The sequence below is a fragment of the Faecalibacterium sp. 9 genome (assembly GCF_048320955.1).
Classification (GTDB): Bacteria; Bacillota; Clostridia; order Oscillospirales; family Ruminococcaceae; genus Faecalibacterium; species Faecalibacterium wellingii.
The window spans coordinates 1,646,392-1,670,340 of record NZ_JBLWGB010000001.1 but is presented as its reverse complement, the minus strand read 5'-3'; the positions used below and the strand labels follow the sequence as shown (position 1 = coordinate 1,670,340).

General features: G+C 54.4%; 30 protein-coding genes, 2 tRNA genes and 1 riboswitch. Of the genes, 21 read left to right on the top strand and 11 right to left on the bottom strand.

Annotation, left to right across the window (positions count from 1 at the left end):
• Positions 1–176: 176 nt before the first annotated feature.
• The 9 genes from ACKXF9_RS08080 (at position 177) to ACKXF9_RS08040 (ending at position 4,383) form a co-directional block, all read left to right on the top strand.
• Positions 177–377, top strand: a complete 201-nt coding sequence (locus ACKXF9_RS08080) for a hypothetical protein (protein WP_156065600.1) — start codon at positions 177–179, stop codon at positions 375–377.
• Complete coding sequence (locus ACKXF9_RS08075; RefSeq protein ID WP_418265816.1) at positions 301–930, top strand: YodL domain-containing protein; 630 nt, start codon at positions 301–303, stop codon at positions 928–930. The genes ACKXF9_RS08080 and ACKXF9_RS08075 overlap by 77 nt, the downstream gene beginning before the upstream one ends.
• Positions 920–1,123: a transposon-transfer assisting family protein gene (locus tag ACKXF9_RS08070; RefSeq protein ID WP_097773944.1), complete on the top strand. Its 204-nt coding sequence runs from the start codon at positions 920–922 to the stop codon at positions 1,121–1,123. Before ACKXF9_RS08075 ends, ACKXF9_RS08070 begins: the two co-directional genes overlap by 11 nt.
• A gap of 218 nt (positions 1,124–1,341) precedes the next feature.
• Positions 1,342–1,644 carry a DUF6054 family protein gene (locus tag ACKXF9_RS08065; RefSeq protein ID WP_242821966.1) on the top strand — a complete coding sequence of 101 codons (303 nt, stop codon included), beginning with the start codon at positions 1,342–1,344 and terminating at the stop codon, positions 1,642–1,644.
• Position 1,645: 1 nt separating this feature from the next.
• Positions 1,646–2,032: a DUF2500 domain-containing protein gene (locus tag ACKXF9_RS08060; protein ID WP_005945560.1), complete on the top strand. Its 387-nt coding sequence runs from the start codon at positions 1,646–1,648 to the stop codon at positions 2,030–2,032.
• A 33-nt stretch (positions 2,033–2,065) separates the two neighbouring features.
• Positions 2,066–2,788 (top strand): AAA family ATPase, encoded by a 723-nt coding sequence (locus tag ACKXF9_RS08055; protein ID WP_005921747.1) that lies wholly within the window; start codon positions 2,066–2,068, stop codon positions 2,786–2,788.
• A 21-nt stretch (positions 2,789–2,809) separates the two neighbouring features.
• The gene (locus tag ACKXF9_RS08050; protein ID WP_156069802.1) at positions 2,810–3,745 is read left to right on the top strand and encodes a hypothetical protein; all 936 of its coding nucleotides are present in this window, start codon (positions 2,810–2,812) and stop codon (positions 3,743–3,745) included.
• A 61-nt stretch (positions 3,746–3,806) separates the two neighbouring features.
• Positions 3,807–4,136: a hypothetical protein gene (locus ACKXF9_RS08045; RefSeq protein WP_113993346.1), complete on the top strand. Its 330-nt coding sequence runs from the start codon at positions 3,807–3,809 to the stop codon at positions 4,134–4,136.
• 82 nt (positions 4,137–4,218) lie between these two features.
• The gene (locus tag ACKXF9_RS08040) at positions 4,219–4,383 is read left to right on the top strand and encodes a hypothetical protein (protein WP_173014779.1); all 165 of its coding nucleotides are present in this window, start codon (positions 4,219–4,221) and stop codon (positions 4,381–4,383) included.
• 449 nt (positions 4,384–4,832) lie between these two features.
• Here ACKXF9_RS08040 and ACKXF9_RS08035 read toward each other — a convergent pair whose 3' ends face one another.
• Entirely contained in the window at positions 4,833–5,255 is a 423-nt protein-coding gene (locus tag ACKXF9_RS08035) for a hypothetical protein (protein WP_418265815.1), read from the bottom strand.
• Here ACKXF9_RS08035 and ACKXF9_RS08030 point away from each other — a divergent pair.
• Positions 5,239–5,592 (top strand): TnpV protein, encoded by a 354-nt coding sequence (locus tag ACKXF9_RS08030; RefSeq protein WP_117930556.1) that lies wholly within the window; start codon positions 5,239–5,241, stop codon positions 5,590–5,592. The genes ACKXF9_RS08035 and ACKXF9_RS08030 overlap by 17 nt on opposite strands.
• 233 nt (positions 5,593–5,825) lie before the next feature.
• Here ACKXF9_RS08030 and ACKXF9_RS08025 read toward each other — a convergent pair.
• Positions 5,826–5,901, bottom strand: a tRNA-Ala gene (locus tag ACKXF9_RS08025).
• A gap of 512 nt (positions 5,902–6,413) precedes the next feature.
• On the opposite strand from ACKXF9_RS08025, the gene ACKXF9_RS08020 reads away from it, so the two are divergent.
• Complete coding sequence (locus ACKXF9_RS08020) at positions 6,414–7,445, top strand: hypothetical protein (RefSeq protein WP_418265814.1); 1,032 nt, start codon at positions 6,414–6,416, stop codon at positions 7,443–7,445.
• A gap of 151 nt (positions 7,446–7,596) precedes the next feature.
• On the opposite strand, the gene ACKXF9_RS08015 is transcribed toward ACKXF9_RS08020, so the two are convergent.
• Together ACKXF9_RS08015 and ACKXF9_RS08010 are read right to left on the bottom strand one after the other, a co-directional pair.
• Complete coding sequence (locus ACKXF9_RS08015; protein ID WP_348583695.1) at positions 7,597–7,797, bottom strand: hypothetical protein; 201 nt, start codon at positions 7,795–7,797, stop codon at positions 7,597–7,599.
• Positions 7,798–8,023: 226 nt separating this feature from the next.
• Positions 8,024–8,470: a hypothetical protein gene (locus ACKXF9_RS08010; RefSeq protein WP_418265813.1), complete on the bottom strand. Its 447-nt coding sequence runs from the start codon at positions 8,468–8,470 to the stop codon at positions 8,024–8,026.
• Between the two features lie 254 nt (positions 8,471–8,724).
• Between ACKXF9_RS08010 and ACKXF9_RS08005 the strand changes: the two genes are divergently transcribed.
• The 3 genes from ACKXF9_RS08005 (at position 8,725) to sigG (ending at position 11,756) form a co-directional block, all read left to right on the top strand.
• On the top strand, positions 8,725–9,567 hold the full coding sequence (locus ACKXF9_RS08005; protein ID WP_418265812.1) for a sigma-E processing peptidase SpoIIGA: 843 nt from the start codon (positions 8,725–8,727) through the stop codon (positions 9,565–9,567).
• Positions 9,568–9,600: 33 nt separating this feature from the next.
• A complete protein-coding gene (gene sigK, locus ACKXF9_RS08000; RefSeq protein WP_348583698.1) occupies positions 9,601–10,314 on the top strand; it encodes an RNA polymerase sporulation sigma factor SigK in 714 nt (237 codons plus the stop codon).
• Between the two features lie 674 nt (positions 10,315–10,988).
• Positions 10,989–11,756, top strand: a complete 768-nt coding sequence (gene sigG, locus ACKXF9_RS07995) for an RNA polymerase sporulation sigma factor SigG (RefSeq protein ID WP_418265811.1) — start codon at positions 10,989–10,991, stop codon at positions 11,754–11,756.
• Between the two features lie 50 nt (positions 11,757–11,806).
• Here the strand turns inward: sigG and ACKXF9_RS07990 are convergent, their stop codons facing one another.
• Positions 11,807–12,055, bottom strand: a complete 249-nt coding sequence (locus tag ACKXF9_RS07990) for a sporulation transcriptional regulator SpoIIID (protein WP_005945675.1) — start codon at positions 12,053–12,055, stop codon at positions 11,807–11,809.
• 110 nt (positions 12,056–12,165) lie between these two features.
• Positions 12,166–12,265: riboswitch (TPP riboswitch) on the top strand.
• A gap of 82 nt (positions 12,266–12,347) precedes the next feature.
• On the opposite strand from ACKXF9_RS07990, the gene ACKXF9_RS07985 reads away from it, so the two are divergent.
• From ACKXF9_RS07985 to bilS, 3 genes are all read left to right on the top strand, one after another.
• Positions 12,348–12,977: an energy-coupled thiamine transporter ThiT gene (locus ACKXF9_RS07985; protein WP_418265810.1), complete on the top strand. Its 630-nt coding sequence runs from the start codon at positions 12,348–12,350 to the stop codon at positions 12,975–12,977.
• A gap of 141 nt (positions 12,978–13,118) precedes the next feature.
• Positions 13,119–13,194 (top strand) — tRNA-Ala (locus ACKXF9_RS07980).
• Between the two features lie 63 nt (positions 13,195–13,257).
• Entirely contained in the window at positions 13,258–13,749 is a 492-nt protein-coding gene (gene bilS / locus ACKXF9_RS07975; RefSeq protein ID WP_418265809.1) for a flavodoxin family protein BilS, read from the top strand.
• A gap of 92 nt (positions 13,750–13,841) precedes the next feature.
• Here bilS and ACKXF9_RS07970 read toward each other — a convergent pair whose 3' ends face one another.
• Together ACKXF9_RS07970 and yfcE are read right to left on the bottom strand one after the other, a co-directional pair.
• Positions 13,842–14,678, bottom strand: coding sequence for a DNA-3-methyladenine glycosylase family protein (locus tag ACKXF9_RS07970; RefSeq protein ID WP_418265808.1), 837 nt, complete (start codon positions 14,676–14,678; stop codon positions 13,842–13,844).
• Complete coding sequence (gene yfcE / locus ACKXF9_RS07965) at positions 14,678–15,223, bottom strand: phosphodiesterase (RefSeq protein ID WP_418265807.1); 546 nt, start codon at positions 15,221–15,223, stop codon at positions 14,678–14,680. Before yfcE ends, ACKXF9_RS07970 begins: the two co-directional genes overlap by 1 nt.
• A 309-nt stretch (positions 15,224–15,532) precedes the next feature.
• Between yfcE and ACKXF9_RS07960 the strand changes: the two genes are divergently transcribed.
• From ACKXF9_RS07960 to ACKXF9_RS07945, 4 genes are all read left to right on the top strand, one after another.
• Positions 15,533–16,864 carry an MATE family efflux transporter gene (locus tag ACKXF9_RS07960; RefSeq protein ID WP_418265806.1) on the top strand — a complete coding sequence of 444 codons (1,332 nt, stop codon included), beginning with the start codon at positions 15,533–15,535 and terminating at the stop codon, positions 16,862–16,864.
• Between the two features lie 198 nt (positions 16,865–17,062).
• Positions 17,063–18,454, top strand: coding sequence for an alanine/glycine:cation symporter family protein (locus ACKXF9_RS07955; RefSeq protein WP_418265805.1), 1,392 nt, complete (start codon positions 17,063–17,065; stop codon positions 18,452–18,454).
• Between the two features lie 168 nt (positions 18,455–18,622).
• Entirely contained in the window at positions 18,623–19,576 is a 954-nt protein-coding gene (locus ACKXF9_RS07950; protein ID WP_418265804.1) for a pyruvate kinase, read from the top strand.
• Positions 19,577–19,998: 422 nt separating this feature from the next.
• Positions 19,999–20,931, top strand: a complete 933-nt coding sequence (locus ACKXF9_RS07945) for a carbohydrate kinase family protein (RefSeq protein ID WP_418265803.1) — start codon at positions 19,999–20,001, stop codon at positions 20,929–20,931.
• A gap of 119 nt (positions 20,932–21,050) precedes the next feature.
• Here the strand turns inward: ACKXF9_RS07945 and ACKXF9_RS07940 are convergent, their stop codons facing one another.
• The 4 genes from ACKXF9_RS07940 to ACKXF9_RS07925 all read right to left on the bottom strand — a co-directional run bounded on the left by ACKXF9_RS07940 (position 21,051) and on the right by ACKXF9_RS07925 (position 23,905).
• Positions 21,051–21,527 carry a pyridoxamine 5'-phosphate oxidase family protein gene (locus ACKXF9_RS07940; protein WP_348583717.1) on the bottom strand — a complete coding sequence of 159 codons (477 nt, stop codon included), beginning with the start codon at positions 21,525–21,527 and terminating at the stop codon, positions 21,051–21,053.
• A 59-nt stretch (positions 21,528–21,586) separates the two neighbouring features.
• Positions 21,587–22,000 (bottom strand): SseB family protein, encoded by a 414-nt coding sequence (locus tag ACKXF9_RS07935; protein ID WP_249238451.1) that lies wholly within the window; start codon positions 21,998–22,000, stop codon positions 21,587–21,589.
• A gap of 52 nt (positions 22,001–22,052) precedes the next feature.
• Positions 22,053–22,985 (bottom strand): AEC family transporter, encoded by a 933-nt coding sequence (locus ACKXF9_RS07930; protein ID WP_418265802.1) that lies wholly within the window; start codon positions 22,983–22,985, stop codon positions 22,053–22,055.
• Positions 22,986–23,068: 83 nt separating this feature from the next.
• On the bottom strand, positions 23,069–23,905 hold the full coding sequence (locus tag ACKXF9_RS07925) for a PRD domain-containing protein (protein WP_418265801.1): 837 nt from the start codon (positions 23,903–23,905) through the stop codon (positions 23,069–23,071).
• Positions 23,906–23,949: the final 44 nt, after the last annotated feature.

The window sequence follows — 23,949 nt, the reverse complement described above, 5'->3', positions numbered from 1 at the left end:
ACTACCATGCTCGTTGCTTCCATTCTCTGCGGGATGCTCTGTACGACTGTTTTTCTACCGATACCGCACCGCATACTCATGCCAATGTTTCCACTAAGCATACCGTTACCGCGTCTTGCGCTCCTCGTCCTCCCTGAGAGGATTCTTCTCACTGTTCAATCAATAGGAGGTTCGTTATGAATTTTATTTATTCGTTTATCATTTTTGAAGCTGGTGCCTTTTTCGGCTTCTTTGTGGCAGCTCTGTTGAATGCCGCCCGTGCCGGGCAGGAAATCACCATCAAATTCAAGGAGGACGATAATGGAACAGAACGAGAACACTCTGTCGGTGCTGAAAATTGCACCGGGACAGTATCCGCAGCAGGTCGAGATCGATAACGACCTGAAGGCTTTGCAGCAGGCGGTGGGCGGCTCCATGCAGCAAAAATGGAACCAGAATTTTGACGGTGAACCCATGACGGACATCCCGCAGAAGTTTCTGAATGCGGGGTGCGATGTTTATATGGTGATGCAGCTGCGGCATGACGAAAAAATCCTCGATGAAAGATTTGCTTCCATGCGGGAACTGCATCGTCGGGGCAAAACGCCCGACCCGGAGCATTACGAGGTCACCTACTATGCTGATCTGCCCGCCATGTGGCAGGATGTGCCGAACAACGAGATTTTGGAAGAACTATTTCAGATGTTCAACCTCTCCCGTCCGCAGGATTTTGAGGGGCACAGCCTGTCGGTCAGCGATGTGATCGCACTCAAACGCAATGGCAAAGTGTCTGTGCATTATGTGGACAGCATCGGCTTCAAGGAGCTGCCGGGGTTTCTGGATAAAAAGCCGGAGCACTCTTCTGTTCTGCAAATGCTCAAGGAGAAGTGCGATGCCCCGGAGTGCAACCCAACTGGATGCCGGAAAGCGAGGGCTGAACATGAACTTTGACCACGAGGAATTGACCCTGATGATGCTCTACAACACCGGCACCCGGCTGGGGCTGGTACACGAGTTGCGGCTGATGCAGTGCTATCTGATGCCCGATGAAACCGCCCTGCGGGAACTGTCGGAGGGTGTTATCGAAAAGTTGAAACTGCTGACCGATGCTGAGTTTGCCGAACTGGAATTTCCACTGGACTGATTTTTGCCGCCTGCGGGCGGCGTACATAAAGTATTTTGTTCTTCCAAAAGATATGCTATAATCAAATTAGACAAAATTCCTCTCTTCAAGCGATTTCTCCGCAATTTTCCTGTGGCTCTGCTCGTATCAAAAATAAGGGACTGAATTTTAATTGTCAGAACGGAGGAACCATTATGGCAATCTTTGAAAAGACCATCTGAAACAAAAACTTTGACAAGTTGCTTCGGAAGCTGGAACAAGAAATCCCGGACAGCAGTTGGTCGGCAGATTTAGAGGCAGGCAGTGATTTCAAAGAGGGCGATGCCCGGTGCAGTGTCCGTGTATTTGAACGGTACAGCATGATGGGCGGCAACCGCCTGAGTCTGACACTGACCCTGTTCCAGAATGGAGACAGTCCGATCCGGCTGTCTGCCATCACCGCAGGAGGCAGTCAAGCGGTGTTCTTCAAGGTGAACACCCTCGGTGAAGAATCTTTTCTGGACGATGTAAAGGACCTGATGGAAGAAATTTTGGAGGAGTAAAATGTTTTTTGGATGGTTTGACGCTATATTCAGCTTCATTTTCCCAATCCTGTTCCTGCTTTTTATTGGAATGTTTTTCTTTGCTCTAATTTCAAATCTCCGCACATGGAACAAAAACAACCACTCGCCGCGGCTTACCGTTCCGGCAACAGTGGTAGCAAAGCGCACCGATGTTTCGCATTCCAGCAGTGCCAATGCCGGCGATATGTCCGGTGCGCACGGATACGACACTAGCACATTTACATCGTACTATGTGACTTTTCAGGTGGAGAGCGGCGACCGCATGGAATTTGAAGTGGACGGAAGCGATTATGGTCTGCTCATGCAGGGCGACATCGGAAAGCTGAGTTTTCAGGGCACCCGCTATCTTGGGTTTGAGCGGAGCTAAGTGTTTCTTACATTATATAGTATGGAGTGCTGTATGAACGATTTGTTTATCCAAGGGCTGACCATCGACTGGAACAGAGTTCGCCCATACAATTATGTTCGTCAGATTCCTGCCATCAGTGGAATCGACACTTTTACATTCCATAAGCCCATTACGTTCTTTGTTGGCGAAAATGGAAGTGGAAAATCTACGCTTCTGGAAGCAATCGCTGTTGCTTACGGCTTCAACGCAGAGGGTGGAACGAAGAACTATTCATTTTCCACATACAACTCCCATTCGGAACTATGTGAGGCTATGACGATTTCCAAGGGGTATCGCAGACCAAAGTTCGGGTATTTTCTCCGAGCAGAGAGTTTCTATAATGTAGCCACCAAGGAAATCGACTATTCCGATGACGATCATCCCTCCAAAGGCTATCACCAAAAATCACACGGTGAAAGTTTCCTCGCCATTGCGCAGGACTACATGGGTGCAGATGGAGTCTATATTTTTGACGAGCCGGAAGCCGCTTTATCCCCGCAGCGGCAGCTCACGTTACTGATCAACATTTATCGGTGTGCCCAAGAAGGGGCGCAATTCATTATCGTATCACATTCACCCATTCTCCTCGGAATGCCTGATGCTGAGATTTTTAGCTTCGACAATGGCACGATTCATCCTTGTCAGTATGAAGATACGGACAGCTACGTTATCACCAAAACATTTGTAAATAATCGGCAGCATTTTTTGAACCAGCTTCTGAACGAAGAAACGTAATGCCGGGAAAGGACATTCCATATGAGTGATTCTACGTTGAAAGAGCTTTGGCAGCAGGTCGCTGAAAAGAAAAGCTGCGAAGCAAAACAGAAAGAACTGACCGCCCAGAGAGATACGCTTGCTGATCGCCTGAAAAAGCTGGAAAAATCCAAGCTGGCAGAGCAGGCTGATGTGGACCGTCTGGAGGGACACAGCCTTGCCGCATTTTTCTATCAAGTGATTGGAAAAATGGATGAAAAGCTGGACAAAGAACGGCAGGAAGCCTATGCAGCCCGTGTCAAGTACGATGCTGCTCTCCATGACCTTTCTTCCGTTGATGCCGACTTGGAGCAGATTCAAAATAGGCTGGCACGGCTGTCCGATTGCGAAAGGCGGTATCAAGCTGCTCTTTCTGAAAAGATCAAAAGCATCAAAGCCTCTGCCCACCCGGCCGCACAGCAGGTTGCGGAAAGCGAAAGCCGTATTGCCGCACTGAAAGTCCAAAAGCGGGAACTGCTGGAGGCCATCAACGCAGGAAAGACTGCCCTGCATACGGTCAACGAAGTTCTCGAAACCCTCGACAATGCCGAGGGCTGGAGCACATGGGATGTAATGGGCGGCGGTTTGATGGCCGATCTTGCCAAGTATGAGGAACTGGACAATGCACAAAAGCAGGTTGAACAGCTCCAAGTGGAACTGCGGCGGTTCAAAACCGAACTTTCCGATGTCGAGATCACTGCAGACCTTCAGGTCACGGTAGACAACTTTTTGAAATTTGCGGATTTCTTCTTTGATGGCCTCTTTGCAGACTGGGCGGTTCTGGACCATATCAATCAGGCTCAGAGCAGAGTAGAAAACACCAAGGGTCAAATCAAGCGAGTCCTTGCACTTCTGAAAAAGATGCGCGAAGATGTTGATGTCCAGATCGCTGACGAAAAAGAAAAGCAGGAGCAGCTTGCGGTGGAAACCGAGCTGTAAGTTTTGAGCGTTCGCTTATGTGATATGATTCGATAAAACCGAATTTGCAGGAGGTGTTTCGATGAAAACAAGAAGGTTTGCTTTATGTCTGGCAGCGGTTTTTCTGGTGGCGATTTATATCAATATTCAGAGAAGCCATACTTTCACCCTTTCAAACGATGAAGGCAACATAAAGACAGAACAAATACAGCCACTTTGGGGAACTGTAAAAGTGAGCGGTGATTGTGATACTGAGGTGGTCTTTACCGATGTAGAGACTGGAGAAAAATACAGAATCGGATATATTACACAGGGCGTAACGGAAAGAATCAAACTCGAAAGAGGCAAATGGTATAAGGTGGCGGGCGGAGGCAACCTTACACTGAATCCGGTAAACATTCGAGTCGAATAAATGTAAGTTCCTTGCGGGCAGCTATGAAAGCTGAAGCTGAGAAGAGAGTTTTGAATATTCACATATGAAGGAGTACAGTTCTATGAATTACGGATGGGCAACTGTTTTCACTTTAGCGGCATGGTTTGCAGGGCTTGTGATTGATGTAAATGTGCGGGTCGGCGACCTCGGTTTACGAACCGTGCTTCCCGTCATCGTGATGGGCTGCTGCATCATGAAATTCATAAAGGACAACAATATTCAATGATCAATCTTTATTACATCCCTTGCGGGCAACCTTAAAACGGTTGCCCGCTCTTTTTATACCCTAAAATCCGAAAAAGGAGGAACGCTATGCCAAGCAAAACCGAAGAATATCTCGCCCTTGCCCAGCGCACGGCAAATGGCTTAACCCGGTACTGGGAAAGTTGGACGGATTACCTGACCACCGCATCCCGGCTGTACAAGTACCCCTTTGCAGACCAGCTCATGATCTACGCCCAGCGCCCGGATGCCACCGCCTGCGCCGACTATGATGTTTGGAACAGTCGGATGAACCGCTATGTCAGACGTGGCTCTAAGGGTATCGCTCTGCTGGACGAATCCAGCGGATTCCCGCGCCTGCACTACGTTTTCGATGTGTCGGACACCGGTGTGCGCCGCAATTCCCGTGACCCGGAGGTGTGGCAGTACAACGATGATCTGAAACAGCCGGTTTCAGAAATGCTCGCCGCTATCTACGGCATCAGCGGAGAGCGTGTTAGCCAGCAGCTTGCCGATGTTGCCGGAAAATTGGTGGCGGATTACTGGGACAACAACGGCGGGGACATCCGCGCCATCGTTGACGGCTCGCTGCTGATGGATTATGATGATGCCGGGGTGGAGATGCAGTTTAAGTCCGCCGCCGCAATCAGCATCACTTACACGCTGCTGGAACGGTGCGGATTTGAACCGGATGGCTATTTTGACAAAGACAGTTTTCAGGCTATCTACAATTTTTCCACCCCGGACACTGTCTACACACTCGGTGCCGCAGTCAGCGACATCAGCCGCGAAGTCCTGCGCACCGTAGAGCGGGCAGTCAAAACGACCATCCGCCGCCGAAACAATGAAAGGAGCCAGCATGAATATGAGCAGCAATCTGAGTTACACGCAGACCGGGGATTATCTTCTCCCGAACCTGACCCTGCATCAGCCAAAGACCCCGCTGGGCAAGTACGGCAGGATGCGCCTGAACTTTCTGAAACAGCAGCACCCGGTGCTGTACCACACGATGCTCCTGAACGGGAGCCTGTACCCGACTCTGACCGAACTGGAGCAGACCGCAGCAGCAATGAAGGAGCAGATGATAGTCGATCTGCTGGCGAAGAACCCGGCACCGGACAAAGAGAAGAACCAGATAGCGTGGGTGCAGCACATGAACAGCCTGCGGGAGCAGGTCGAGGAAGTGATTCGGACGGAACTGATCTACAGCTAAGTCTTCTGGATGCAGACCTGTACGATAGTGCCAGCTTTGAAGCAAAAAAGATGATCGTCAGCCAGCTTATCCGCAGGGTAGACGTTTATCGCGGATACCAAATCCATGTGGACTTCAACTTTGATCTTGCACAGTATTTGGAGAATAGCGATGAACTTGCTTGCTGACAAACACAAAAACACCGTTGACTTCGATTTGAAATCAACGGTGTTTGTAACTCTTATTTGAGCCAATGGTGGAGAATACCGGGATCGAACCGGTGACCTCTTGCATGCCATGCAAGCGCTCTCCCAGCTGAGCTAATCCCCCATAATTTTCCAGAAGTGGAAACCTCTGGAAAAGAGATGCTCAAACAAGAAACGTTTTATGAAGTTCAGTCGTGGGGGTGCGTGAGCGCACTGCTTGGGCTCCCAGCTGAGCTAATCCCCCAGATGTTCGTGCCGTGCCTGACGACAGGAGTAATTATACCAGCGATTCCCCGGATTGTCAACCATTTTCGGAAGATTTTTCCCAGAAAATCGAAAAAAGCAAAACAAAACCCGCACAGAACATTTTCCCCTTCTGTGTAGGAATGTTTTCTTCGTCATGCCGGTGCCGGCCGGGTTCTATTTTCAGACATTGGTTCACCTGCTTTCTTCTTCCAAGAACATCGTTCCATTATCTCATCTTTTTTACAAGCCAACGCTATTATAAGCATGGAACTCCATTTCCGGTGGTGAGCGGGCTGCACAGCTTGATATGCAAAACGATTTATGGTAAGATGAAAGTACGATAAGGGCTTATATGCTCTTGTTGAACCTGTTGCGAGGAAGTGAATGCCGATGGAAAAGCAAAACACGGTAGAAAATCAGCTTGCACACACGATAACTCAGACGGAGTTTGATTCGGACTATGATAAGACGGCCAAAAAACTGCTGGCGAACAAGCAGATTTTGGCGCAGATCATGAAGGGCTGTGTAGATGAATACAGTGAATGTTCCGTAGAGGAAATTGCCGAAAAGTATATTGAGGGAACTCCAGAGGTTGGCACGGTTGGCGTTCACGTTGATGATACAAACAGACCTCCAAAAGCTCCCGAAGTGATAACCGGAAGCAATAATGAGGATTCTACGCTGACTGAGGGAACGGTGCGTTATGACGTTCGCTTTGATGCGATCACTCCGACAACAGCGAATGATGCGGCCTCACAAGATGTAATTCGTCTTATTATCAATGTAGAAGCACAGACTGCTTTTAATCCGGGATACCCGCTGACGAAGCGTGCAATCTATTATTGCAGCCGAATGATCTCCGCGCAGCACGGGCCGATTTTCAAAAAGTCGGAGTATGGAAAAAACCGAAAAGTGTATTCTATATGGGTCTGCACAAAACCGTCGGATGAATTTCAGAATACACTCACACGGTATTCGATTCGGCCAGAGCAGTTGATTGGAAACGCTGCTGAAAAATCAGAAAATTATGATCTGATGAGCGTGGTAACGATTTGTCTGGGGAAACCTGATGCAGAAAACTATACAGGTATTTTGAAGTTTCTGGATGTGCTGCTTTCCTCGTCAAGAGCGGCTGCGGAGAAAAAGAAAATTCTCGAAGAAGAGTTTGGCGTTGCAATGAGTGAAGAACTGGAAAGAGAGGTGCTTATTATGTGCAACCTTAGTCAAGGTGTCAAGGCCGAAGGCCGGGAAGAAGGCATCGGCATTGGCAGAGAAGAAGGCATCGGCATTGGCGAGATGCGGATGCTAATGCGGCTCGTCCAAGAGGGTGATTTAAAGCCGGAGCGTGCTGCAGAAAAAGCCAACATGACGGTTGAGGAATTTAAGAAAGCAATGGAAAACACACCGTTACAGGCGGTATAAAGCAAAAATCCTGTAGAATGCAAAAGCCCTGCAAGGCTCAATTGATTCAAAACCGATCAAAAGTCTTGCAGGGCTTACTTTTTACGCTTTACAATTTACGTATAAAAAATGTTCAGGAGCTGCTGCCGGGCGGCGTTTGCCGTCTTACAGATCAGGCAGGCTTCTTCGTATCCAAGGCTTTGACTTCTTCAAGGGTCAGCTTTGAATACTTTGCAACCTTTTCATATGGCATTCCATCTGCCAGCATTTCCAAAGCACACTCGATGTTCCGCTCCCGAACAGTTTCATTTCTCATTTCTTCCATAGCTCTGCACATAGTTGCCAACTCTTGCTGCGTTTTATTTTCAGGCATTGATCCACCCGCATTCTTCTTCCAAGAACATAGTACCATAATCCCATCTTTTTACAAGCCAACGCCATTTGCAAATTTTACGGTATTATAAAGGTCTCTCCCCTGCCTGCACACCAATACTGCAAAAACAAAAACCCCCGCACAGAACAGTCTCCCATTCTGTGCGGGGGTATGTTAGCCCTTTGGTTTCCCTCCGGGTGCTAGTCTATCCTTATATCAGGAGAGATTAGCCCTTGTAGCCGAAGCCGTAGCCGGTGTTCAGGGTCTTGTCGCCAGCGCTCTTGACTTCCAGACCGATGGAGCTGGAGCCCAGAGTGTAGATAGCAGACAGACCGCCAGCAATGCTCAGGGCAGCGTTCAGCAGGCCCAGGCCAGCGCCCCAAGCGCCGTTTGCGTAGGTGTGAGCACCCTTGTCGTATGCACGGTGCACGGTGTTCCACACGCCGCCGATGAAGTCACCGGGGACGTAGTTGCCATCGAACACGCTGTCGAAAGCAGAAGAAACATAGCTATTCAGGAAGGTGTTGCCAACGATCTTGATCACGTTAGCAGAAACATTCTGCCAGTTCTCAGTGGTCATAGCGGGTGCCAGGTAGTCAACCAGAGAAGCACCACCAACAACGTAGGTCAGTTCGTTTTCTGCAACAGCAGAGAAGTTTGCAGGCATCATCATAATGATATTACTCCCTTCAAAATTAGAAAAAATATTTCACAAACCACTTTGTGTGGTTCGCATCCCGTATCTAGGATGGCAATAATATACCACACTTTCCAGAAAGATTCAAGTACTTTTTTGAAAAAAATGTGAAAAGTGTGATAACTTGTGAAAATCCGGTCTCAAAATCTTTACAAAAGCCCGGCTTTTCAGCGCATCGACATGGTTTTTTCTGTAATTGGAAGATACTGGAATGTGTGAGGGCTTTTTCTATGAAAACTGTGATCTATCTGGATGAGCTGCTGCTGACGAACTTTCTGGCCGCAGCAATGCTGCTTTTGTGTACCGGGCTGCTGTGTGCACGGCAGTGCAGCGGCCTGCGCCTGCTGGCAGGCAGTGCGGCGGCAGCGGCCTCCTCCCTTGGCATCCTGCTGCCGGAGCTGCCCGGCGCGGCGGCAGTGCTCTGCAAAGCCTTTACCTGCGGTGCCGTTGTGGCCGCTGCCTACGGTGTGCCCGGCCCGCGCGGCTTTGCCCGGCTGTGCGCGTGGTATCTGCTGCTGAACCTGCTGCTGTGCGGGGCGGCGGTGCTGCCCGGCGTGCAGAGCGCGAACCTCTACGTGTACTTTGCCCTTTCTCCGGGGCGGCTGCTGCTGTGCTGTGGGGCCGTATCTGCCCTGCTGCGGGTGGTGCTGTTCTGCTTTGGCCGGGCAGGGCCCCGCAGTGTCGCCGCCGTTCTGGAGCTGGACAGTGCCGCCCTGCCGGTGCAGGCGCTGTGCGACACCGGCTTTTCGGTGCAGGACCCGCTGAGCGGGCGGGCCGTGGTGCTGCTGCATTACCCCTCTGTGCGCGACGGCCTGCCGCAGGCGCTGCGGACCTTTCTGGACAGCTACTTTGCCTGCGGCGCGGCACCGCCGCCGGAGCTGGGGGTGCGGCTGGTGCCCTGCACCACCATTGCCGGACACTGTGTGCTGCCTGCGGTCCCAGCCAAAGCCCTGCGCGTGGGCAGCCGCCGGGTACAGGGCTTTCTGGCTGCGTTCTGCCACCCGGAAACGCCCCCGGAGCACTGGACCGCACTGCTTGACAGTGAGCTGGCCGGGCAGCTGGGCATCCGCTGATGCTTATATTATAGATGTACAGGAGGAGATCTCATGTTCCATGGTATTTCTGCATTCCGGCTGTTCTGGCAGCGGCTTCTTGCACGGCTGCGATACTGCGGCGGTGCCCATTATCTGGCGGGCGCGCCCAGTCTGCCGCCGCCCCTGACCCCGGAGCAGGAAAAAGCCCTTCTGGCCCGCATGGCGGAGGGAGACGCCTGCGCCCGGGACGACCTGATCACCCACAACCTGCGGCTGGTGGTATACCTTGCCAAAAAGTACGAAAACAGCGGGGTTCCCGCCGAGGATATGATCAGCATTGGCACCATCGGGCTCATCAAGGCCGTGAACACCTTCACCCCGGAGCGCAGCATCAAGCTGGCCACCTACGCCAGCCGCTGCATCGGCAACGAGATCCTGATGTACTTACGCAAAAGCTCCAACCGCCGGCAGGAGGCCAGCATCGACGAGCCGCTCAACGTGGACGGCGACGGCAACGAGCTGCTGCTCTCGGACATTCTTGGCAGCGACGAGGATCAGATCAGCCAGCGGCTGGAACAGGACGCCGAGCGTGCCATTCTGCGCCGTGCCGTGGACAGCCTGTCCCCACGGGAGCGGCAGATCATGGAGCTGCGCTTCGGCCTTGCCGACGGCGTGGAGCGTACCCAGAAGGAAGCCGCCGATGCCCTTGGCATCAGCCAGAGCTATATCTCCCGGCTGGAAAAGCGGATCATCCATACATTAAAGGCCCAGCTGGAAAGCGAATGAAGTGGAAAAACGCGAACTGCCGCCCGCCGGGCTTGACAATCCGCGCTGATTCGCATATAATAAAACTACAAAAGGCGCTGGCCCTGCAAACGGCTAGTTCCTTACCGGATTAAGTCAAGAAAAGATGACCGCTCAGGTTTGGGAGTCTGAAGGCGGTCATTTTTTCTTTTTGTCATCACTGTGAGAAACAGTCCATGTAATTTCAAACGTAACGTAGATCGCTCCGCCGAGAAGCGTGAGCAGAAGCACGACCTGTTCAAACGTCATGGTGCATCCCCCCTTTCCGCCCTTGGGCATCCGGGGAGAACGAGATTTTCAAGAAAAAATCGTCTTTAGCCGGCACCCAAGTACCGGTAAGGAGCAGCTGCAACGGAGCCGACCGCCGCCTATGGCGGAAACAGGGAGGCGAGGTTGGGGCCGCGGCCAGCAAGACGCGAGTGCCGCTCAAGACACGAAGCGGATGCTGGGTGCCGCAACCCGTTCTGCGTTTGTGGGCACAGCGCCTGATGGCGGCGTTGCCGCCGCAAATACAGCATATCATAAATCCGCACAAAAAACAATATTTTGCCGCGCTTTCCTGCCAAACGGGAAAGCGCACAGTTTTTTCCACGCATACGATGCCGCTGCACATCCCATACTCCCGGTGAGAACAAAAACAGACCGGGGGCGTTTGGATGTACAACAAAGTGGAGCTGTGCGGCATGAACACGGCCCAGTTGCCTGTGCTGACCGAGGCCGAAAAGCGGGAGCTTCTGGCCCGGGTGCGCACCGGCGATGCCGCCGCACGGGAGCGGATGGTGGAGGGCAATCTGCGGCTGGTGCTCAGCGTGGTGCAGCGGTTCGCCCAGCGCGGCGAAAATCTGGACGATCTGTTTCAGGTGGGGTGCATCGGGCTTATCAAGGCCATCGATCATTTTGACCCCGCCCAGCCGGTGCGCTTCTCCACCTACGGCGTGCCCATGATCATTGGCGAGATCCGGCGCTTTCTGCGGGACAACAATGCCCTGCGGGTGAGCCGCAGCCTGCGGGATACCGCCTACCGGGCCATGCAGAGCCGCGAGACGCTGGAAAAGCAGCTTGGCCGCGAGCCGACCATGGACGAGATTGCCCAGAGCGCCGGGCTCACCCGCCGGGAAGTAACGGCGGCGCTGGAATCGGTGGTGGAGCCCATCAGTCTGGATGAGCCGGTGTACACCGACGGCGGCGATGCCATGTATGTGATCGATCAGGTGCGGGACCCGGACGGCGAGGACAGCTGGATCAGCGGGCTGCAGTTCCGCCAGACGGTGGCCGGGCTGACCCCGCGGGAGAAAAAGATCATGGAGCTGCGCTACCTGCAGGGCAAGACCCAGATGGAGGTGGCGCAGGAGATCGGCATCAGTCAGGCACAGGTCAGTCGGCTGGAAAAGGGCGCACTGAGCCAGTTCCGCACCCGGGACTGAACCTAAAAAAGGCGGCACAGCTTCCGTTTTGTTCGGAAGTGTGCCGTCTTTTATCTGCGGCTGTATTTGCGCCGGGTGGCCGCACCGCCGCGCAGATGCCGCTCTGCCTTATTGCAGGCCAGAACCGCCCGCACCTGCCGGAACAGCTCCGGCTGCAGCGTCCGCAGCCGCACCGCAACATCCTTGTGCACGGTGGACTTGCTGCACCCGAACACCGCTGCCGCCGCACGCACTGTGGCCCGGTTGGCCGCGATATATTCGCCCAGCTGTACCGCCCTCTGTTCGGGGTCTCCCTTCATATCCAGACTCCTCCCATTGTGAACTTATGGTACAGCCTATGCACAGGCCGAGGCAGATATGTTCCGCCGGGGCTTGACTTTTGCGCCGGACGCGCTATACTTTTGCATGGACATAAAAACAGGGGTGCCGAAAGGCTGAGATCTGCGTTTTGCGGAGTACCCTTTTACCTGACCGGACAATGCCGGCGTGGGAGTTTGCAGAACTGTCCGTTCTTTCACAAACCCCGTGCGCCTGCTGGAAAGCGGGCGCATTTTGTTTTTGTGTACTATCGTTCTGAGAAGAGGAATCCCTATGACCAAAACCTATTCCAAAACCCGCATTCTGGTGGAGGGTGCGCTGATGATCGCCCTGTCCACCGTTTTGAGCATGATCCAGATCCCGCTCATGCCCCACGGCGGTTCCATCACCCTGTTCAGCATGGTGCCCATTCTGGTAATGAGCTACCGCCACGGCGCAAAGTGGGGCATCATGACCGCTTTCGTCAACAGCCTGATCCAGCTTGTGCAGGGCCTTGGCAATCTGGCATACTGCCAGACCCTCACGGCACAGGTGGGCTGCGTGCTGCTGGACTACCTTCTGGCCTTCACGGTGCTGGGCTTTGCCTGCCTGATCGCAAAGCCTTTCCACAACCGCACCGTGGGTGTCGGTGTCAGCGCCTTTGTGGTGTGCCTGCTGCGCTTTTTGTGCAGCTTTCTGTCCGGTTACATCGTCTGGAAGGACTACGACTACGCTTTCAGCTGGATGACTGAGATCGGCTTTCCCGGGATCTCCAGCATGAGCGTGGACGGTCTGTGCTGGCTGTACAGCGCCTTGTACAACGCCACTTACATGCTGCCCGAAGCCATTCTGACCACGGTCCTTGTGGTGATCCTGATCCGTGTCGCACCGCAGATCTTCGACCCGCAGAACGCAAGAGCGTAAGTTTTTTCGCAGTCATTTTTCCCGCCGGGAAGGGCATTTCCCCGGCGGGAATTTTTTTGCAGAAAATCCCAAAAAAGCTGTTGACAATCCGGCAAAGCGCTGGTATAATTACTCCTGTCGTCAGGCACGGCACAAACATCTGGGGGATTAGCTCAGCTGGGAGAGCGCTTGCATGGCATGCAAGAGGTCACCGGTTCGATCCCGGTATTCTCCACCAGAAGGAAAAGCACCGCACGGAAACGTGTGGTGTTTTTTGTTGTTACCGACCAAAGGAGAAACTATGAGCTACGCGATCGTATTCAGCAGTAAAACAGGCAACACAAAATTATTGGCAGACACGCTGCACGCCTGTCTGCCACAGGAAAACTGCTGCTATTTTGGCACCCCGGACCCTGCTGCCATGGAAGCGGACGACCTCTATGTGGGCTTCTGGACAGACAAGGGAAACGCCGACGAAAGCACTTTGGACTTTTTGAAGCAGCTGCACGGCAAAAGTATCTTCCTTTTTGGCACCGCCGGCTTTGGCGGCAGTGAGGAGTATTTCAACAAGATCCTGAAAAAGGTGGAGCGTTCGCTGGACAGGAGCAACACGGTCTTCGGCCGTTATATGTGTCAGGGCAAGATGCCGCTTTCGGTACGCCAGCGGTATGAGGGCATGAAAAAGCAGCCGATCCATCTGCCCAATCTGGATGCGCTGATCGAGAATTTTGACAACGCCCTTTCTCACCCGGATGCAGAAGATCTGGAACGGTTAAAGCAGGCGGTAAAATGATAAAAAGGCAGCGGTTTTCCTCAAACAGAGGAAGCCGTTGCCTTTTTTGCTTAGCGGATGATCCTACGCTCCTGCCTGCGGCTCCGCGGTTCTTATCCCACGCTTCTTTTATAAAAGAACAGGTACTGCTGCACGATGCCTGCTTCCGGCCCGAACTGCGGGAACGGGTCCTGCCCGGCAAACTCGTCCCGGATGAGCCGTTCGATCCAGACATCCACCGGCACACGGCCCACACGGCCATAGCCGAACAGACACACGCAGTTTGCCACCTTTTTGCCCACACCGTCCAGTTCCATCAAACGGGCAAAAAGTGCTTCATCGGGCAGGGAAGCCAGCTTCTTCAGGTCCAGTGTGCCCTCTGCCGCCTGCTGCGCCGCATGCAGCACGTAGCGGGTGCGGTAGCCAAGACCGCACTCCTGCAGCGCCTGCTCCCCAGCACAGCAGAGCGCTTCTGCTGTCGGGAACGCATACACCGGCCCTTCGCTATCGCTGCCCAGCCGCTCGCCAAACCGCTCCGAAAGCAGCTCTACCGCCCTGCGGATAGCCGGGATGCTCTTTCGCTGCGAGATGATGAAGCTGACCAGCATCTCCCACTCATCCTGACGCAGCACCCGGATGCCCCGGCCATATTCCATGGCACGCTGCAGAAAGTCGTCCCGGCTGTCCAGCTTTCCGCGCAGGGCGGCATAGCTGCGGCCAAGGTCGAAGTAACCGTGCCAGAAGGTTTCCCATGCGCCCGGCTCACACCGCACCGTGTAGGTTCCGCTGCACAGTGGTCTGAGGTAAAGCAGCTGTCTCCCGGAAACAAACCGATACCAGCCCTCCGCCTGCTTCCGGGGGCGAAAGCACTGGCCGCTTGCCAGAATTTTGTCCGGGTCGAAATCATCCCGGATCTGAACCGTTTTCTCTTCCAGCTCCATTGCCCCCATCACAGCTCCAGCTCCCAGTACACTTCGCCTTCCAGCGTTTTCCAAAGGAAAGTCTCCCCTTCCAGTGTCATATAGCTATGTGCACTCCCCTCCTTCGGGATGCTCACAGAACCGGGGTTCAGGTAGAGATTGCCTTCGCCGAACTCTGTCCACGCCGGAATGTGGGTGTGGCCATGCAGCAGGACATCCCCCGGAGCCAGCGGCGGCAGGTTTTTCAGGTTGTACACATGACCGTGGGTAGCGTAAACGAGCCGCCTGCCCACCGGCAGCACCGCATAGTCGGCCAGAATGGGAAAATCCAGCACCATCTGATCCACCTCAGCGTCACAGTTGCCCCGCACGCACAAAAGCGCCGGCTTCAGCCCGTTCAGGAGCGGGATGACCTCCTTCGGGGCATAGCCCTCCGGCAGGTCGTTGCGGGGGCCGTGATACAAAAGATCCCCCAGCAAAAGCAGCCGGTCTGCTCTCTCCCGCTCAAACGCTTTGATCATTTTTTTGCAATAAAACGCCGACCCGTGCAGGTCGGATGCGATCATCCATTTCATGGCAGGATTCTCCTTATTTTATAAATTATCTATTTTTATTTTAGCCTCCCGGTGAAAAATGGTCAAGCCTATAAAAGTCATACTTTTCGCATTTGAACCCTTGACATTTGCCGGAAGCCGTGTTATCCTACAGTTAATAAAATTCGTGTGGATTTTTACAGCAGTATGCTACTTTTCGCCACACAATGACTTCAAAAAAGCCATTGTGTGGCTTTTTTGCGTCTGCGTTTGTTTTCGAGCAGTCTCGCCCTGACGATTCCGCGGCTGCAGTAATTCATTTCTTTTCTCTACAGGAGCAATGCAAACACTATGAACGAGACCTTTATGAAAGAAAAACCGGTGCTGCCGCTGCTGGTATCCATGGCACTGCCGAACGTTATCTCCATGCTGGTGAACAGCCTGTACAACATCGTGGACAGCCTGTTCGTGGCCCGCATCAGTGAGGACGCCATGACCGCGTTGTCGCTGGTATTCCCGATCCAGAATTTTGCCAACGCCATCGCCATTGGCTTTGGCATTGGCATCAATGCCATGATCGCACTGTACCTTGGCGCGGGCGACCGCAAAAAGGCCGAGACTGCCGCCACCCACGGTATGGCGCTGAGCCTAATGCACGGCATTCTCATCACCATTGTCAGCATTGTCATCATGCCGGGCTTTTTGCGCCGGTTCACCAGCGACGCAGGCCTGATCGCATCCGGCATCACCTACTCCACCATCGTATTCCTGTTTGCCACCATCAACATGGCGGCACTGGCCTTTGAAAAGATGTTTCAGGCCGTGGGCCGCATGAAGGTGACTATGGCGGCGCTGATCTTTGGCTGTGTATGCAACATCCTTCTGGACCCCATCCTGATCTTCGGCCTTGGCCCGGTGCCTGCCATGGGCATTGCGGGTGCGGCCCTTGCCACCGGCATCGGCCAGCTGCTGAGCCTGTGCGTTTACCTTTTCGTTTACGTCCGTACTGAGCTGCCTATCCGACTGCGCCGCAGCTGCCTGCGCCCGGATGCCGCACTGGACGGCAAACTGTATGCCATCGGCGTGCCGGCCATCCTCAATCTGGCCCTGCCCTCTCTGCTGGTCACCTTCCTGAACGGCCTGCTGGCGGGCTTTTCCCAGAGCTACGTGGTGGTGCTGGGCATTTACTACAAGCTGCAGACCTTCCTGTATCTGCCCGCCAACGGCATCGTGCAGGGTATGCGCCCGCTCATTGGCTACAATTACGGTGCCAAACAGCACGCCCGCGTGAAAAAGCTCTACGAACTCACCCTCATCATGAGTGCTGCCATCATGGCTGCGGGCACGGTCATCTGCCTGTTCGCTTCCCGCCCGCTGATGCAGCTGTTCACCACGAACCCTGAGACCATTGCCGCCGGTGAGGCCGCCCTGCGCATCATCTGTCTGGGCTTTGTGGTTTCTGCCGTATCCACCACCTCTTCCGGTGCACTGGAAGGCCTTGGCAAGGGCGCAGAATCGCTGGTCATCTCGCTGTGCCGCTACATCGTATTCATCATGCCGCTGGCCGCTGTGCTGTGCCATTTCCTTGGTGCCAACGGCGTGTGGCATGCATTCTGGATCACCGAAGTGCTGTCCGCCATCGTGGCTTACCCGGTGTACCGCAAGGCAGTTGGAAAGTGCTGAGCCTTCTTGAAAGCTCTGGACGGCGAAGGCCAAGTAAAATAAAATAGTTTCAAGCAGTTGAGGGAGAGTTCGCCAAAAAACCTCCCTCTTTTTTGTGCACTTTATTTGACAGTACGCAAAAACTGCGGTAGAATAAGATGTTTGTTTTCCGGCATTTCGGCTGGAAAAGCGCAATTTAACAGAGGATGTGGGAAAAATATGATCGAGACGATCACGGCCGTCAATCAGGCGGTCAACCAATTCATCTGGGGCGTGCCCGCCATGGTGTGCATCATCGGCGTGGGCCTGCTCCTGAGCGTGCGCACGGGCTTTTTGCAGATCCGCAAATTTCCCTACGCCATCAAAACTACCATTGGACGCATGTTCCGCAAAAAGGATGCTTCCGATGGTGCCATGACGCCGTTTCAGGCGGTGTGCACCGCACTGGCGGGCACCGTGGGCACCGGCAACATTGCCGGTGTAGCAGGCGCGATCGCCATTGGCGGACCGGGTGCCGTGTTCTGGATGTGGTGTTCTGCCCTGCTTGGCATGTGCACCAAGTTTGCTGAGGTCACGCTGGCGGTGCACTACCGTGAGCGCAGCGAGGCGGGCGAATGGGTAGGCGGCCCCATGTACTACATTAAAAACGGCCTGAGCAAGCATTGGCAGTTTCTTGCTGTGCTGTATTCCCTGTTTGGCGTGCTGACCGTGTTTGGCACCGGCAATGCCACACAGGTAAATACCATCGTTGCCGCTATCGATACCGCTCTGCTGGAGTACGGCGTGGTGGGCGGCGGTGCGCTTTCTACCCTGAACCTCGTGGTTGGCATCGCAGTGGCCATACTGGTGGCCATGGTGCTGCTGGGCGGCATCAAGCGCATTGGCAGCGTGAGCGAAAAGCTGGTGCCCTTTATGGCTCTGTTCTACATCGTGCTGTCCGTGGGCGTTATGGTGCTGAACTTTGAGCGCCTGCCCTATGTGTTCGAGTCCATCATTGCGGGTGCGTTCAACCCGGCAGCGTTCACCGGCGGCACCATCGGCAGCCTGTTCGTCAGTATGCAGAAGGGTGTGTCCCGCGGCATTTTCTCCAACGAGGCCGGCCTTGGCACCGGTTCCATTGCCCACGCCTGCGCCGACACCAAAAAGCCGGCCAAGCAGGGCATGTTCGGCATCTTTGAAGTGTTTGCCGATACCATCGTCATCTGCACCCTGACTGCCATGGTCATTCTGTGCAGCGGCACTCCCGTGAATTACGGCACTGCTGCCGGTGCAGAGCTGACCATCAGCGGCTTCACCACCACCTACGGCGGGTGGGCATCGGTCTTTACCGCTGTGGCGCTGTGCTGCTTTGCCTTTTCCACCATCATCGGCTGGGGCCTGTACGGTTCCCGGTTCCTGGTGTTCCTGTGCCGCAGCGATAAGGTGGCAAAGCCCTTCTTTCTAGTCTACTCCTTTGTGTCCATTCTGGGCGCAACGATGGATCTGGGCCTGCTGTGGAGCATTGCGGATACCTTCAACGGCCTGATGAGCATTCCGAACCTGCTCGCGCTGCTGCTGCTTTCCGGCACAGTGGTCAGGCTGACCCGGGAATTTTTTGCATCTGAGGGCTGATTGCCCACAACAAAAGAGGCTGTTGCACTTTCGGCTAAAACGATGTGCAACAGCCTCTTTTATTATCCCCTTATTCTGCCCGTGTCCGGCTCTTTTCAATCCAGACAGTTCATGTTACAATAGGTTCATTGGATAAACAGCACCGAAAATGGACGGAGGAAAAGGATCTTGGATTTTTATGGAACCATCGGCCCGGCCTGTGGGCAGCTGGAGACCCTGCAGCGCATGGTGGAAGCCGGCATGACCGGCATCCGCATGAATCTTTCCCACGGACCGCTGACCGCACACGCTGACTGGCTGGCAATGATCCGCGCAGCCGGCATCCGGCAGCTTCTCATCGACCTGCAGGGTCCGGAGCTGCGCATCGGCACGCTGGCAGAGCCTGTCACTCTGGTTGAGGGCAGTTCTGTACGCCTTGGCGCAGACGGCATTCCCTGCCCGGCAGCTCTGGTGCAGGCCGCTGCACCCGGACAGCAGCTTCTGCTGGACGACGGGAAACTTCTGGTGCAGGTGACGCAGACCCTGCCGGGTGCCCTTTTGTGCACAGTGGTACGCGGCGGAACGCTGCAGAGCCGCAAAAGCATTGCTGCGCCGGGCCTTGCAGTGCACTCTCCTGCCCTGACCGAAGAGGACCTGCAGAACCTGAAAATTGCAAAGCAGTGCGGTGTTACCGGCGTGATGCTGCCCTTTGTGCGCGGCAAGGCGGACATTCTGGCCCTGCGCAGCGCCTTAGAGCAGGCAGACGCAGCAGACATCCGCATTTTTGCCAAAATCGAAAACATGGCCGGGGTGCGTGCCCTGCCGGAATTTCTGCACCTTGCGGATGAGATCGTCATTGCCCGGGGCGACCTTGGCAACGCCATGCCGCTGTGGGAGCTGCCCCGCTGCCAGAAGCAGCTTTCTGCTGCCTGCCGGGCTGCCGGTGTGCCTTTTATGGTGGTAACCCAGATGCTGGACAGCATGTGCACCCGCGCCGTGCCCACCCGGGCCGAGGTAAGTGACATCTACAACGCCGTATTGGACGGTGCCGCCAGCGTCATGCTGACCGGCGAAACGGCCGCCGGACACTACCCGGTGCAGGCCATGGAATATCTGGTGCGTACAGCACGCACCGCGATGTGATACGTGCTGATTTAGAATGCCCTCCGCTGCGCTCTGGGCATTTTTAGCGGAATATTATTTATATTTGCCAATCGGGAAAATCTGCGGATTTTCCCGATTGGCCTTTTCACGGGAGGGCCCGTAGCGGAAAACGACATCTACAACAATTATTACAGGCTTTCCAAAATGCAGAAATGAAAGCTGCCACTCTCGGTCACGACCCCTTTCCGTGAAAAAGGGATTCCGAAAAGTCCGCAGACTTTTCGGAATCCCAAATAAAAAATAGTTCTTCCTCTGACGATGCCCAGAGCGCAGCGGAGGGCGTTTTCAAATCGTCCCGCACAGAAGTTTTTCCGCAAAAAATCGGCAAAAGGATAGCTTCTTTTGTCTGCTTCCTGTATAATAAAGGTAAAATCAACTGAATTCAGAAAGGTTTATCGTTTATGGGCATCGTAGTCATCGGAGCTGTTTTTGTGGATATCAAGGGATATCCCCTGTCTGCCTACATTCCCGGCGGACGCAACGCCGGGCGCATTGAGCAGGTGCATGGCGGTGTGAGCCGCAATGTAGTGGAGGATATCGCCAATGTAGAGCTGCGTCCTACCTTTGTCAGTCTGGTGGACGACACCGGCATGGGACAGGATGTGATCAACAAGCTGGAAAATCATAAGGTGAACACCCGCTACATTCTGCGTGTGCCGGACGGCATGGGCACCTGGCTGGCCATCTTTGACAACGACGGCGATGTGCACGCAGCCATTTCCAAGCGGCCGGACACTACTCCCCTCACCGACCTGCTGAAGGAAAAGGGAGATGAGATCTTTGCCGACTGTGACGCCATTGCACTGGAGCTGGATCTGGAAAAGGAAACTGTAAAGCAGGTGCTGCACTATGCCAAAAAGTACCATAAGAAGGTCTTTGCTGCCATTTCCAACATGAGCATCGCTATGGAGCGCCGGGACTTTTTGCAGCAGATCGATTGCTTTGTGTGCAACCAGCAGGAAGCCGGGCTGCTCTTTTCGGATGACTACGACCACCTGAGCCCCGAGGAAATGCGCAAAGTGCTGGCTGCTAATGTGCACAGTGCCAACATTCCCAGCATGGTGATCACCATGGGCGGTCAGGGTGCCGTGTACGCCCGTGCCAACGGCGGATCCGGCATCGTGCCCGCCAAGAAGGTAGACGTTCTCGACACCACCGGTGCCGGCGACGCCTTCTTTGCCGGCACGGTCATCGGCCAGACCTACGGCAAGACTCTGGCCGAGTCCTGTGAGATTGGCAGTCGTCTGGCCGCATCGGTCATCTGCATCACCGAGAATGTCTGTCCCCGCTTCCGCCCGCTGGAATTCGGGCTGGACATCCCCGTGGTGGACTGAGAAACCGTTTTCATAAGCACCTGCGATAAAGCCATCATCTAAAAAAGACAGAGGAGCTTTTATGCTGCCTCTGTCTTTTTGTCTTTTCGGTTTCCACGCAGATGCAGCCGGAAGGCCTTTTACTTTTCCTGGATCTGCTTGCCGGTCAGGTGTTCGATCGTGATCTCGTAGAGCTGTACGCCCTTGATGGCTTTTGCGATTTCTTTTTCCACCTCTTCCCTGCCGGGATAATACTTCAGGCCCAGTTCCCGCACGCGGGCCTCGGTGGCGGCTGCATCCTCGACCAGCCTGCAGCGGCCAAAGACCACTGTGCTCTGCACATAGGGGGCCCAATCACCCGGTTCAAAGTGCTCATTGCCGTAAACAGTAAAGCAGACCTTATCGTTCTTTTTCAGTGCATCCACTTTATGTCCGGACTTTGCACCGTGAAAATAGATCTTATCCTGTTCCTGATCGTAGAAATAGTTGACCGGAATGGCAAATGGATAGCCGTCATCGCCGTTGACGGCCAGCACGCCCCGCCGGGACTGCTTCAGCAGATGTTTTGCTGCTTCCTCCGGAATCTCCCGGTTCGCTCTTCTCATGGGTCTGAACATCTTTGCTTTCCTCCCCGATATTGCACTTTCATCATGAGTAATCTGCTGCCCTTTGGCGGTCAGCTTCCTTTGGTAATGCGGATCAGCGTTTTGTCCAGCTGAATGGTGCGGTTCCACGGGTTCAGGATGATGCCGCTGATCTCCGGCACGGCTAGTGCTGCATCAAACAGCTTGTCCATATCCACAAGAAAGGTGGACTGCACCGGCTCCGCACCTTTCAGTTCTTCCTCAAAGCTGGTGAATGCATACCACCAGCTTGCACCGTCGGCTGTCCGGATGGTCCGGAGCTGCATCTGTTCACTGCCCAAATTAGGCTCCACCGCCACGACGAACTGGCCGTGTTCCTTCATGCGCCGCCGGATGACGGTGAGGGTGTGGGCCAGCTGTTCCTGTGTGGCCTCCTGCTGCAGGGCGTACACCGCCTGCTCGATCTTTTCGTTTCCATTCAGGCCTTCGTCTTTGGGTCGATTCATTGAAGTTGGTTCCTTTCCATTGTGTTTTGGCGGAGGGAATAAGCGCAGCTCATCACAGCAGCAGATCGAACAGGCCGATCATCACCGGCATTGTGATGATGGAAAGCAGCGTGGTGAGCACATACAACGCGCTGGAATGCGCTGCATCGCGGTCGTACAGCTGGGCCATGGAGGTAACGGTGGCGCAGGCGGGGGTAATGGCGGCAAGGTACACCGTCATGAGGATGTTTTTGCCATCAGCCACCCAGCTGGAAGCATGGCAGACCAATAGCAGCACCAGTATGACCAGCGGGCACACCACAAGCCGCAGCACGGTGGGCAGGTAGTTGCGGCGGGTACAGAACACATCCCGCAGCGGCTTTTCTGCAATGGCCATACCCGCCAGCAGCATGCCCATGGGGCCTATCATATCACCCATGGTGCTCATGGTGTTCTGCAGCGGCGCAGGCAGCGCCACACGGAACCAGTACAGCAGCGCACCGGCCGCAATGGCGATCATATTGATGTTGGAAAAAACTTTTTTCCAGTCCAGCGCACGGTCGCCCTGCAAAAGAGAACTGGCATGCGTCCACAGCAGGATCAGCTGTACAATGATAAATGCGCAGGAATAGATGACATACTCATCGCCCAGCAGGGCCCTGACCAGCGGGATCACCAGCGCCGCCGCGTTGCTGTAGATCACATTCACCTGTTCCACGGCATCCAGCTTCAGCGGACGGCTCAGCAGTGCACTGATCCCCAGCAGCACTACATGGATAGCCGCCGCAATAGCCATGGAGTACAAAAGTCCCTTGCGGATCTCTGGCGTGTCGTTGATCTGGAACGCGTTGATGATGACACAGGGCGTGACCAGATATACCATAACCACCGAGAGCACTTTGCTGTCACTTGCCTTCAGCAGCCCTGCTTTGACCACGGCGTAGCCCATGATCAGGATCAGGAACAGCTGCGCGATCTGCTGGGCCAAAAGAATGCTGATCTGCATTGTTTTTTCCTCTTTTCCGTCTTGTGTTGTAAAAGTCCAAAAGGAGAGCCGCCTTTCTGCAAGGCAGCTCTCCCTTTTTGATTTTATTTGCCGCTCGTCAGCCGCGCCACATGCAGCGCCAGATAGGCTGTCTCCTCATTGGGCAGGAACACGCCGTACTTGCGCAGAATAAAGGTGCGTATTTTTTCCGCACAGGTCACTGCCGCCGGGTAGTTCTGCTGCATCTGCTGGAACAGGAAGTCATCCTCACTGTCCATCAGCTTGCCGGAAAAGAACCGCTCTGCAAAATACTGCAGATGGCTCACGAACCGTGCATAGTGGATGCTCTCAGCGCTGACCGGGCAGTGCATACTGTAGGTGACGATATTGGACAGCTCGCTGATGAACTGTGCCGCCCGCATGGCATCGTAGCCGGCCTGCGGGTCCTGCCGTGCATTGACGATGTGGAACGCGATGTTGCCCGCTTCTTCGTCCGGCAGCTCGATGTCAAGCTTTGCCCTGATTTTTTGCAGGCCGCGCTGGCCCACCGCATACTCCTTGGGATAAAAGTGCTTGATCTCCCAGAAGATGCGGTTGGTCACCACAAGGCCCTTCTGCTGGCGCTCCACCGCAAAATGCAGATGGTCGGTCAGCAGCAGGTAGATGTGGGCTGAAAGCTTGACCCCCAGCGACTGCTCTGCATCGTCCACGATGTCCTGTGTCAGATCCAGATAGACCGCCGGAATGCTGGAAAACAGCTCCAGCATGGGCTGTGCATCCGGGTTGGACAGCGGAAGGAACACACGGTCTGAGGGCTGCCGCTCAATGGGTTCGCCGGTCTTGCGTCCATAGCCGATGCCCTTGCCCAGCAGGATGGATTCCTCGCCGCTGTCATCCTGCACCAGCACAACGCTGCTGTTCAGCACCTTTTGGATGTGCATCGGTTTCTCCTCCTACTGTTGGAAAGTTCAGACTGCCGCTCAGA